This is a genomic window from Cupriavidus sp. GW823-FHT07B10, from assembly GCF_058794355.1.
Genome location: NZ_JBXAGS010000012.1, coordinates 57601 through 69214, shown reverse-complemented (window position 1 = coordinate 69214; position 11614 = coordinate 57601). Strand labels below are relative to the sequence as shown.

Sequence of the window (11614 nt, the reverse complement as noted above, 5' to 3'; positions counted from 1 at the left end):
TAATTGATCGTGTTACCCTCTGAATCAGACGCGCCGGCCAATCTGGCAAGACAAGTGCGCACCCCGACATCCCGGAGGTAGACAACGTGCCAAACATCAGCAACATGAACGTGTCGCTGCGCCAGCTGCGCGCGTTCATCGCCGTGGCGCAGGAGCGCCACTTCACCCGCGCGGCCGAGAAGCTGGACCTGTCGCAGTCGTCGGTCAGCGCGCTGATCCACGAGCTGGAAGGCAACCTCGGCCTGAAGCTGTTCGACCGCCACACGCGCCAGCTGCACATCACGCAGGCGGGCGCGGAGCTGCTGCCGCTGGTGAAGAAGGCGGTGGCCGATATCGACAGCGTGATCGAGAACTCCAGCGAGCTGCGCACGCTGGGGCGCGGGCGCGTGTCGATCTCGGCGTCGTCGATCCAGGCCGCGCTGATGCTGCCGCGCGTGATCCGCGAGTTCTGCGTGAGCCATCCCGGCGTGAAGGTGGAACTGCACGACGTGTCCGAGCATGAGGTGACCAAGATGGTCAGCTCGGGCGAGGTGGATTTCGGCATCGGCACCATTCCCGAGGGCCAGCCCGACCTGAGCGCCCACCGGCTGATGTCCGATCCCTTCGTGATCGTGATGCCGGCGCATCATCCGCTGCGGCGGCGCAAGACGCTGCGCTGGGAAGACGTGGCGGGCCTGCCCGTGATCGGGCCGCACAAGGGCAACCCGATCCGCGACTGCCTGGATACCGCGCTGGCCGCGCGCGGCATTTCGCTGCAGCGGGTGCACGAGGTGTTCCTGCCGCTGACCATGGTGGGCATGGTGGATGCCGGGCTGGGCATCGCGGTGATGAGCGCGGCGGTCACGCGGCTGACTTCCGCGCTGGGGCTGGCCACGGTGATGCCGACCGATCCGGTGATCCACCGCGAGATCTCGCTGCTGGTGCACGCGGACCGGTCGCTGTCACCGCCGGCCCAGGCTTTCCGCGACCTGCTGATGCGCTATCGCGCCAAGCTGGCCGACGCAGCCTGACTACGTCATGCCGGCTCCTTCGCCAGCCCGTGGGCCTGGGGGACCGGCGAGCGGGCGTTGAACAGCAGGTTCAGCAGCACCGCGGTCAGCGTGCCGAGCAGGATGCCGTTCTGGCAGAACTTGGCCAGCAGCTCCGGCATCTGCGCGAAGAACTTGTCCGACACCAGCGGGATCATGCCCAGCGCTACGCTGACGGCGACGATATAGGCGTTCTTCTTGTTCTCGACAAAGTCCACATGGCCGAGGATGCGCACGCCGGTGGCGGCCACCATGCCGAACATCACCAGCGCGGCGCCGCCCAGCACGTATTGCGGGATCGAGGCGGCAAAGAAGGCCAGCTTGGGCAGGCAGCCCAGCACGATGAGGATGCCGCCGGCGGTGGCGCAGACCCAGCGGCTGCGCACGCCGGTGACCTGCACCAGCCCCACGTTCTGCGCGTACGAGGTGTAGGTGAAGGTGTTGAACACCGCTCCCACCAGCGCGCCCACGCCGTCGGCACGCAGGCCGCGCGCGAGGTCGTCGCAGCCCACCGGGCGGCCCACGATCTCGCCTAGCGCCAGGAACTGGCCCACGCCCTCGATCATGATCACGATCATCACCACGCACAGCGTGACCGCGGTCATGGCATCGAAGGTGGGCCAGCCGAAGTGGAAGGGCGTGATGAACTCCACCCAGTGCGCGTTGTGCAGGCCGTCGAAGTTGACCTTGCCCAGCGACAGCGCGATCACGAAGCCCACCGCGATGCCGATCAGCACCGCCACGTTGCACAGGAAACCCCTGGCAAAGGCCACCAGCGCCAGCACCGTGCACAGCACAGCGGTGGCGATGGCGATGTTCACCGGCAGGCCGAAGTTGGGATTGGGCACGGGGCCGGCCGCCGTGTTGATGGTCGGGTTGCCGCCCGCCGCCCAGTTGATGCCGACGCGCATCAGCGAGACGCCGATCACCAGCACCACCGTGCCGGTCACTACCGGCGGGAACCAGCGCACCATCTTGCCGACATAGGGCGCGGCAATGTAGGTGAAGATGCCCGCCACCATCACCGCGCCGAACACGGCCGGCAGGCCCAGCGACGGATTGGAGCCGGTGGCGATGATCGGTGCGATGGCGGTGAAGGTGACGCCCATCATCACCGGCAGGCGGATGCCGACCTTCCAGATGCCGATGCTCTGGATCATCGTCACCAGGCCGCAGCAGAACAGGTCCGCGGCGATCAGGAAGGCCACCTGGTCCTTGGGCAGCTTGAGGGCGCCGCCGATGATCATCGGCACGGCAATGGCGCCGGCATACATCACCAGCACGTGCTGCAGGCCAAGGGCCAGCAGGCGGGTCGGGGGCAGGACCTCGTCGACGGGATGCACGGGGGCATTCCCTTGCGTAGGCAGGGTGGAATTCATACTGTCTCCTTTGGTCGGTACCACGCCGGTCGCGCATTGCGCTCACGTGTCGCCAAGGTCGCCGGCAGTTTCCTTTCCGGGATGGTCAGTCGCCATCCTTCTCGTGCGATGCCCGCGCCTGTCCTGTCTTGTCAGTCCAGCATGACAGCGGCGGCGGGAAGGTACAACGTTCGCGGCGGATTTATCGATCGGGTGAAACGATGAATCCGCCTGTTTCAGCGGGTTATCCCTTACGGCATGTGGGAGCCCGCGCGTTCCAGCCGCTTCAGCAGTGCTGCCGCGCGCTCCATCGCGGCAGGGTCGATGCGAGCGCGGATACCGTCGAAGGCAGGTCCGCGCGTGGCGTCCAGTCCCATGCGTGATGTGGTGCCCACGCCCGAGGCCGAGGGGTCGAGTGCGCTGCCAGGCAGGCCGTCGACCACCACCACGTCCAGGTGCGGTTGCAGGTGCGTGGCCATCGCCCACAGCACTTCTTCATCGCGGGTGATGTCGACGTCCTCGTCCACCGCGACCACCGTCTTCAGGTACGGATCCCAGCCGAGCAGGCCCAGCATCACCTGGCGCGCCTCGCCTGGGCGGCTCTGGCGCAGCGCCACGTAGGCGTGGAAGTGCGTACCGGAGCTGGGGTAGTGCACGGCGGTGACGCCGGGGAAGCGCTCCCTGAGCTTTTCGACCATCTCCGATTCGCGCGGGATGCGGCCCAGGTTCAGGTGTTCGGCCGAGTTGCCGCCGACCACGTCGACCAGCCATGCATCGGTGCGGCGCATCACGCTTTCCACGCGCAGCAGGTTGTTGGTCGAGCGGTCCGACGAATAGCCGGTGAATTCACCGAAGGGGCCTTCGTCGACGCGCGCGTCGGGATCAATCACGCCTTCAAGCACGATCTCCGCATGCGCCGGCACCAGGATGCCGTGGCGCGGCGTGCGTACCGCTTCCAGCGGCGCGCCGAACAGGCCGCCGGCAACGTGGCGCTCGTCCACGCCGTAGGGCAGCCGCGCAGCGCCGGCCAGCATGAACAGCGGATGCGCGCCGATCACCATGGCCACCGGCAGCGGCCGGCCCAGTTCGGTGGCGCGCTGCTGCATGCGCCACAGGTGCCCGCGCGAATGCAGGCTGGTGGCGATCTCGGTCGGCGAGTGCAGCATCGAGCGGTGGTAGCTGGCGTTGCCGATGCCGGTGTCGGGGTCTTCCGCGATCAGGATCGCGTTGGTGATGTAGGGGCCGCGGTCGGTGGCGAAGTGCTTGATCGCCGGGATCGTGCGCAGGTCGATGTGTTCAGTCTCGACATGGCCGGTGACGGCGCCGCTGTCCAGCACGCGCGGCGCCACCATGCGGCGGCTGCGGGTCTGGTATTCGGCATGGATGCCGGCGGGCGCCACGCCGCCCAGCATGCGCCCCACGCGCTCGCGCGAGGCGAAGAGGTTGGTCGCCAGCGACGTGCCCAGCCCTTCGACATGGTCGAACAGCAGGGCCGGATGGCGGCCCTGCGCGGCCAGCGCCCACACCAGTGCGGTCGGGTCCTGGTCCGCGCCGACCGGCTCGCGGATATGCAGCACGTCTTCGGGAAAGGCCTCGCGGTAGGCGGCCAGGAACTGGTGGAAGTCCTGCGAGGTGTCGTGAAAGGGCTTGCGCGCCGATGCCGCTGAGGCGAAGGGCGCTGAGGGTGAGTTCATGGATCGGCTCCTGTGGTCAGGGTTGGCCAGGGCGAAGGCTGCCCCGGCGGCCGGGAGTGCTCCCGGCCGCCGTGCCGTGCCTGCCTGCCGAACAGCTAGCGACTACATGTCAGCGCGTGCTGGCGTACGTATCCTTCAGCCGCGCCAATGCCTCTTGCTGCGTCCTGGGCGGCGCCGTGGTCTCGATGCCGACCAGCCGGGCGATGTTGTTGCCCATGTAGTCCTCCAGCCCGTCCTCGTCCAGGTCCATGCCCTGCGGCGCGGGACCGCACAGCATCTCCAGCTCGCGCAGCCACATGCCGGGCTCGTTGGGCGGGGTGTCGGTGCCGAACACGATCTTGTCGCGCGGCAGCTGGCGCGCGAACTCGACGATGCGCGACTGGAAGCACCAGCCCGATTCGCAATACACGTTGGGCGTGTCCATTGCCATCCAGAAGGCCTCGAACGAGTAGTTGCCGCCGGTCTGGATGCCGAAGTGGCCGATGATGAAATTGACCATCGGGAATTCGCGGATGATCGGGTAGAACATCGTCGGGATGGTGTACGGGCCGTCGCCGGTGTGGATCAGCACCACCACGTTGTACTTGGCGCAGACCTTCATCGCCGGGCGCAGCCAGTCCAGCGCGCGGTCGGGGCGGTAGCCGTGCATGTTGGCATGCAGCTTGAGCATCTTGAAGCCGTATTCCTTGACGTGGAATTCCAGCTCCTGCGCGCCTTCTTCCGGGCCCCAGCGCGGGTTGAAGGTGAAGTTGCCGATAAAGCGGTCGGGGTACTTCTGGCAGAGCTCCGCGATGTAGGCCATGTAGTCGCGGATGCCTTCGCGCCCGCGGCGGTTGCCGTCGCGGTAGCCGGTGTTGCCCGGCGGCGGCTGGATAAAGCCCATGTCGATGCGGCGCGGCTTGCCGTTGATCATGTAGGGGCCGTCCATCATCTTGAGCATGCGCTCGCCGTTGAAGGGCTCGCCGGTGTGGCGCCAGGCCTCGTCGACGAGATTGGTCGGGTGCAGATGGGTATCGATAATCATGTTGTGTGCTCCGGAGTCCGTTGTCGGTGGCGCGGGCCTGTGCGCTTACGCGGCCAGGCGTGCTTTCGCTTCTTCGAGCGTGCGCGGGACCGGCGTCGGTTCCAGGCCGATCATCCGGGCGACGTTGTTGCCGAGGTAGTCTTCCAGCGTGTCTTCATCCAGGTTCAGGCCCTGCGGCGGCTCGAAGCACAGCACTTCCAGCAGGCGCAGCCACATGCCGGGCTCGTTGGGCGGGGTGTCGGAGCCGAACAGGATCTTGTGCTTGGGCAGCACTTTGGCGAACTCGACGATGCGCGACTGCAGGCACCAGCCCGATTCGCAGTACACGTTGGGCATGTCCATGGCCATCTGGAACGGCTCAAAGCAATACACGCCGCCGGTCTGCACGCCGAAGTGGGCCATGATGAAGTTCACCGTCGGGAACTCCTTCATCATCGGCACCCATTCGGTCGGGATGCTGTAGGGGCCGTCGCCGGTATGCAGCTTGACCAGCACGCCCAGCTCGGCGCACTTCTGCAGTGCCGGGCGCAGCCAGTCGAGGGCGCGGTCCGGGCGGTAGGCATGCATGTTGGCCTGGAACTGGACCATCTTGAAGCCCAGCTTCCTGACGTAGTGCTCCATGGCGTTGACGCCGTTCTCGACGCCGCAGCGCGGGTTGTAGACGAAGCAGCCGATAAAGCGTTCCGGATACTTCTTCACCATCTCCGCGGTGTAGGCCATGTACGCGTCGATGGACTCGCTGCCTGACTTCACGCCGTCGGTGTAGGTGTAGATGGTGTTGCCCTGCGGGGGCTGGATAAAGGCTTTGTCGATGCGGCGCGGCTTGCCGTTGATGGTGAACGGGCCGTCCATCATCTGGATCAGGCGCTCGCCGGTGAACGGGTCGCCGTCGTGGCGCCAGGCCAGGTCCACCAGGTTGGTCGGATAACAGCTGGTGTCGATGATCATGGGAGATCCCCTAACAATGACTAGGTTGGACACGCATGCGGCGGGCGTGCGCGAACAACGCCGCGGGGCCGGCCTTGCATGCTGCTATCGGGAGTCTTTGTCAGGGGAGCTGTTGGACCACTGCGCCACCGACGAAACCCTCCGTCAGTGAGCAATCTCCAGTTGAACCTCGCGGCATTGCACCGCTGCTGTCCAATCGACCGCTTCTACCCACGCGCTCTTTATACCTAGCGCGCAAGCGTTGCGTCAAGCGCATCGTGTGTTGCGCCGCACGAACAGCGGGCGCACGTGCATTCCAACCATGGTACGAATCCGCTACATTGCATAAACCGTGGTGGCAGGCCCGCCGGCGCGGGGCAGGGAGAACTCGGGCCGATTGCTTTGAACGGGGTTTATCACGGGGAAGGGTGAAAAACATGCACGGCAACTATGCGGTGATGGCGGGGGCCATGCTGTCTGTTGCGCTGTCGATGGCGCTGGGCGGCTGCGGCGGGGATGGGGGCCAGACGGAGATGGTGTCGCCGACTGCGACGACCACGGCGGCCACGACAACAAAATACGGGGTCACGGAAACCACCACCAGCGCGACCACGCGCTGGGCACCGGCGCTGACCGATACCTGGCAGATCCAGCTGACCGGCAAGCTCAACACCAGCTATGCGGTGACTGCCTATGACTTCGACCTGTTCGATACGCCGCAGGCCACTATCGCTGCGCTCAAGGCCCAGGGCCGGCGCGTGATCTGCTATTTCTCCGCGGGCAGCTCCGAGGACTGGCGCCCCGACTACAACCAGTTTGCCGCCGCGGACATGGGCGCGCCGCTGTCGGGCTGGGCGGGCGAGCGCTGGCTCGATACGCGCTCGGCCAACGTGCGCCGCATCATGCAGGCGCGCATGGACCTGGCGGTCAGCAAGGGCTGCGACGCGGTCGATCCGGACAACGTCGATGGCTATACCAACAGCACCGGCCTGCCGCTGACGGCCGAGACCCAGCTCGACTACAACCGCTTCCTGGCGGCCGAGGCGCATGCGCGCGGGCTGGCGGTGGGGCTGAAGAACGATGTGGAGCAGGTGGCGGACCTGGCGGCGAGCTTCGATTTCGCCATCAACGAGCAGTGCTTCCAGTACCGGGAGTGCGGCGCCTATACGGCGTTCACGGGGCAGGGCAAGCCGGTGTTCCAGATCGAGTACGCCACCAAGTACAAGGACGCGGCCACGCGCGCCGGGCTGTGCGCCAAGGCGCAGGCCGCCAACCTGCGCACGCTGGTGTTGCCCAAGACCCTGAACGGCTCGTTCCGCTACGCCTGCGACGCCTGAGTGCCTGCGCCGGCGGGGGCGGCGCGTTCCAGCTCCCGCCAGGCCAGGTAGAGCCGGGTATCGAATTCCAGCTGGTGGTAGCGCGGCTCCATGTGTTCACAGAGCCGGTAGAAGGCCTTGTCGTGATCGCTCTCCTTCAGGTGGGCGAGCTCGTGCACGACGATCATGCGCAGGAATTCCGGCGGCGCTTCCTTGAACAGCGACGCCACGCGGATTTCCTTCTTGGCCTTGAGCTTGCCGCCCTGCACGCGCGAGATCGCGGTGTGCAGGCCCAGCGCACGCTGGGCCGAATCGAGGCGCGCATCGAAGCCGACCTTGTGCAGCGGCGGCGCGCTGCGCAGATATTCCTGCTTGATGTCCGTGGTGTACTCGTACAGCGCGCGATCGGTCTGCACGGTATGGCGCCCGGGGTAACGGCGGGCGATATGGTCCCCGAGCCGGCCGGCGGCGATCAGCTCGCGCACCTGCTCCAGCACGCCGGGCGGGTAGCCGCCCAGGAAGCGCATCGGGTCCTTGGCGGCGGGGCGCCAGGTTTCACTCACGGCAGTGGCCTGCTCAGTGGTGGTGGTGATGGTGGTGCATCCAGCTGTTGTCCAGCGAGTTGACGAAGGACTCGACCGCGTCCTTGTCGCCGGTGGCGTGGCGCATCATCTCGCCGCACTTGCAGAAGCCCTGGTACGGGGTGATGTGCGAGCAGGCCGACGTCTTCTGCAGGTACAGCGTGACGGGTTTGGTGCACTTCTTGCACTTGAACTTCAGGGTCAGGGCGGGTTTGCTCATGGCGATGGCTCGGGAAATCGGCGAAAAATCGAACCTGTCATTGTACCGGCCAGGGCGGAATCGAGCAGCGCTGCCTCAGCGCGCCGCGCCTGCCTGATACACTCCCGCCATTCCCGAACAACCCTCCAACACGCACCCATGGCACAGTACGTTTTCACCATGAACCGCGTGGGCAAGATCGTCCCGCCCAAGCGTCACATCCTGAAGGACATCTCGCTGTCGTTCTTCCCCGGCGCCAAGATCGGCGTGCTGGGCCTGAACGGCTCGGGCAAGTCCACGGTGCTCAAGATCATGGCCGGCCTCGACAAGGAAATCGAGGGCGAAGCCACGCCGATGCCGAACCTGAACATCGGCTACCTGCCGCAGGAACCGCAACTCAATCCCGAGCAGACCGTGCGCGAATCGGTGGAAGAGGCGCTGGGCGGCGTGTTCGAGGCGCGCAAGAAGCTCGACGAGATCTACGCGGCCTATGCCGAACCGGACGCCGACTTCGATGCACTGGCCGCCGACCAGGCCAAGTACGAAGCCATCCTGGCCGCCAGCGACGGCAACAATGTCGAACTGCAGCTGGAAATCGCCGCCGACGCGCTGCGCCTGCCGCCGTGGGACGCCAGGATCGAGCATCTCTCCGGCGGTGAAAAGCGCCGCGTGGCGCTGTGCCGCCTGCTGCTGTCGCGCCCCGACATGCTGCTGCTGGACGAGCCGACCAACCACCTGGATGCGGAATCGGTGGAATGGCTGGAACAGTTCCTGACGCGCTTCCCGGGCACCGTGGTGGCCGTGACCCACGACCGCTACTTCCTCGACAACGCCGCCGAGTGGATCCTGGAACTGGACCGCGGCCAGGGCATCCCCTGGAAGGGCAACTACAGCTCGTGGCTGGACCAGAAGGAAGCGCGCCTGAAGCAGGAAGAGGCCAGCGAATCGGCCCGCCAGAAGGCGCTGCACAAGGAGCTGGAGTGGGTGCGCCAGAACCCGAAGGGCCGCCAGGCCAAGTCCAAGGCGCGCCTGGCCCGCTTTGACGAACTGAACAGCCAGGACTACCAGAAGCGCAACGAAACCCAGGAAATCTTCATCCCGGTGGGTGAGCGCCTGGGCAACGAGGTGATCGAGTTCGACGGCGTGAGCAAGGGCTACGGCGACCGTCTGCTGATCGACAACCTCAGCTTCAAGGTGCCGCCGGGCGCCATCGTCGGCATCATCGGCCCGAACGGTGCCGGCAAGTCGACCTTCTTCCGCATGCTGACCGGCAAGGAACAGCCCGACAGCGGCGAGATCAAGATCGGGCCGACCGTGAAGATGGCCTTTGTCGACCAGAGCCGCGACGCGCTTGATGGCACCAAGACCGTGTTCGAAGAGATCTCGGGCGGCTCCGACATCCTGACGGTGGGCAGGTACGAAACGCCGTCGCGCGCCTATATCGGCCGCTTCAACTTCAAGGGCGGCGACCAGCAGAAGCAGGTCGGCACGCTGTCGGGCGGCGAACGCGGCCGCTTGCACATGGCCAAGACGCTGATTGCGGGCGGCAACGTGCTGCTGCTGGACGAACCGTCCAACGACCTTGACGTGGAAACGCTGCGGGCGCTGGAAGATGCGCTGCTGGAATTCGCGGGCTGCGTGATGGTGATCTCGCACGATCGCTGGTTCCTGGACCGGATTGCTACGCACATCCTGGCGTTCGAGGGGGACTCGCATGTGGAGTTCTTCCCCGGCAACTACCAGGAATATGAGGCGGACAAGAAGCGGCGGCTGGGTGAGGAAGGGGCCAAGCCCAAGCGGATTCGGTATAAGCCGATTGTGCGGTGAGCGTTGTGGAGGGGAGTTAATTCGTCGTTCGCGCTTTCGCGCGAATGGCGAATGGCGAATGACGCAGTGTTGTCGCAAGTCCTGCAGGACGGGAGGAGTGATGATGAAATCTGGCAGGTCTCCAGTTTCCCTATACCTGACAAAATCCGAAATCGCCGAGCTAAGGCGGAACAAGAAACGCATCTCAGACTTGGCTCGAAAGGCATTCAGCTCGATGAACCTGAAGGGCAAATAAAGCCCCTGGGGCCCGAGCGGCGCCAGCGGTGAGCAGACAGCGCTCGTGCCATAAGCAAAAGCCCCGACTCAAATGAGCGGGGCTTTCTGCTGAGTAGTCCCTGCGACCATTCTTCGGCCTTCTACGGCATTCTCCTAGCCCGCTTTCACCAGCCTAACCCGCGTAATCTCCGACGGCGCCCCAAACCGCTTCGGCGGCCCCCAATACCCGGTGCCACGGCTGATATAGATCCACAGTGAACCATGCCGCACCAGTCCGGCGGTGTATGGCTGCTGCATCGGCACGAACAGGTTCCACGGCCAGAACTGGCCGCCGTGGGTATGGCCGGACAACTGCAGGTCGAAACCGGCTTCCGCCGCGGCGGCAGCGGTGCGTGGCTGGTGGGCCAGCAGCACGCGCGCGCCGGCGTGTGCCGGGGCGCCGGCGATGGCGCGGTGCGGGTCGCTGCGGTGGCTTTCGTGGAAGCGGCCGGCGGAGTAGTCGGTGACGCCGCCAAGTACCAGCGCGTCGCCGTCGTGCTGCAGCACCACATGTTCGTTCATCAGCACGCGCACGCCCAGGCGGCGCAGCTCAATGATCCACGGCTCCGCGCCGGAGTAGTACTCATGGTTGCCGGTGACGAAGTAGGTGCCGTGGCGCGCCTGCAGCCGGGCCAGCGGCGCGGTGTGGGCGGATAGTTCGCGCACGGTGCCGTCGACCAGGTCGCCGGTGATGGCGACGGCGTCGGCCTGCAGGCTGTTGACGCGGTCGACGATGCGGTCGAGGTAGGGCCGCTTGATGGTGGGCCCGACATGGATGTCGCTGATCTGGGCGATGGTGAAACCATGCAGGGCGTCGGGCAGGCCGGCCACGGGCACGTCGACTTCAACCACGCGCGCCAGCCGGCGGGCATTGATATAGCCGGCCAGCGTGACCAGCAGCGCCAGCAGCGGCACCGCCACCGCACTGCCCGCGGACAGGCCGGGCGCGTGCCAGCCGAGCAGTTGCCCGGCCAGCCAGGCCGCCGCCAGCGCCACGTCGCGTACCAGCGTCAGCACCAGCAGGGATGAGAAGAATCCCATTGCCAGCATGCCGATCCAGGAAACCAGGTCCGACCAGGGCTGGCTGACGCGCCGCGCCAGCAGCCCGGCCGGCAGCAGGGCGCAGGAGAGGGCCAGCCAGGCGACGGCCAATGCCTTGACCGCCATCGGCACCGGCATCGCCGGCAGCAGGCGCAGCCCGATATAGCCGTGCAGCAGGGCTGTCACGAGGGCGGCGGTCAGGATGGTGGTGCGTGGAGGCATGGGGGCGGGCCTGGGCGGAGTCTTCAAAGATGAGGCCGTGCGGGGCGGCTTCAAGGGCCGTTGTGGTGGCATCAGGCCAAGCAAGATGCACACCCGCCTTGCCTGCGCGCGTCGCAACGGCGCATTGCGGCTTGACATGGCC

General features: G+C 66.2%; 10 protein-coding genes. 3 read left to right on the top strand and 7 right to left on the bottom strand.

Going from position 1 to position 11614, the window contains the following annotated elements:
* Window positions 1–86: 86 nt before the first annotated feature.
* A complete protein-coding gene (locus AC1Q6V_RS23025; protein WP_010812277.1) occupies window positions 87–1010 on the top strand; it encodes a LysR family transcriptional regulator in 924 nt (307 codons plus the stop codon).
* A gap of 5 nt (window positions 1011–1015) precedes the next feature.
* On the opposite strand, the gene AC1Q6V_RS23020 is transcribed toward AC1Q6V_RS23025, so the two are convergent.
* From AC1Q6V_RS23020 to AC1Q6V_RS23005, 4 genes are all read right to left on the bottom strand, one after another.
* Window positions 1016–2407, bottom strand: a complete 1392-nt coding sequence (locus AC1Q6V_RS23020) for a nucleobase:cation symporter-2 family protein (RefSeq protein ID WP_010812276.1) — start codon at window positions 2405–2407, stop codon at window positions 1016–1018.
* Window positions 2408–2637: 230 nt separating this feature from the next.
* Window positions 2638–4080: a UbiD family decarboxylase gene (locus AC1Q6V_RS23015; protein WP_454750844.1), complete on the bottom strand. Its 1443-nt coding sequence runs from the start codon at window positions 4078–4080 to the stop codon at window positions 2638–2640.
* 109 nt (window positions 4081–4189) lie between these two features.
* Window positions 4190–5104 (bottom strand): amidohydrolase family protein, encoded by a 915-nt coding sequence (locus tag AC1Q6V_RS23010; RefSeq protein WP_010812274.1) that lies wholly within the window; start codon window positions 5102–5104, stop codon window positions 4190–4192.
* 45 nt (window positions 5105–5149) lie between these two features.
* The gene (locus tag AC1Q6V_RS23005) at window positions 5150–6052 is read right to left on the bottom strand and encodes an amidohydrolase family protein (protein ID WP_011616127.1); all 903 of its coding nucleotides are present in this window, start codon (window positions 6050–6052) and stop codon (window positions 5150–5152) included.
* Between the two features lie 416 nt (window positions 6053–6468).
* On the opposite strand from AC1Q6V_RS23005, the gene AC1Q6V_RS23000 reads away from it, so the two are divergent.
* Window positions 6469–7368 carry an endo alpha-1,4 polygalactosaminidase gene (locus tag AC1Q6V_RS23000; protein WP_010812272.1) on the top strand — a complete coding sequence of 300 codons (900 nt, stop codon included), beginning with the start codon at window positions 6469–6471 and terminating at the stop codon, window positions 7366–7368.
* Here AC1Q6V_RS23000 and AC1Q6V_RS22995 read toward each other — a convergent pair.
* Complete coding sequence (locus AC1Q6V_RS22995) at window positions 7350–7874, bottom strand: M48 family metallopeptidase (RefSeq protein WP_037023855.1); 525 nt, start codon at window positions 7872–7874, stop codon at window positions 7350–7352. The two genes, AC1Q6V_RS23000 and AC1Q6V_RS22995, sit on opposite strands and share 19 nt — an antisense overlap.
* Before the next feature lie 49 nt (window positions 7875–7923).
* Window positions 7924–8148 carry a hypothetical protein gene (locus tag AC1Q6V_RS22990; protein WP_010812270.1) on the bottom strand — a complete coding sequence of 75 codons (225 nt, stop codon included), beginning with the start codon at window positions 8146–8148 and terminating at the stop codon, window positions 7924–7926.
* 138 nt (window positions 8149–8286) lie between these two features.
* Here AC1Q6V_RS22990 and ettA point away from each other — a divergent pair, with 138 nt between their 5' ends.
* The gene (gene ettA, locus AC1Q6V_RS22985; RefSeq protein ID WP_010812269.1) at window positions 8287–9954 is read left to right on the top strand and encodes an energy-dependent translational throttle protein EttA; all 1668 of its coding nucleotides are present in this window, start codon (window positions 8287–8289) and stop codon (window positions 9952–9954) included.
* Window positions 9955–10323: 369 nt separating this feature from the next.
* Here the strand turns inward: ettA and AC1Q6V_RS22980 are convergent, their stop codons facing one another.
* Complete coding sequence (locus AC1Q6V_RS22980; protein ID WP_010812268.1) at window positions 10324–11472, bottom strand: metallophosphoesterase; 1149 nt, start codon at window positions 11470–11472, stop codon at window positions 10324–10326.
* Window positions 11473–11614: the final 142 nt, after the last annotated feature.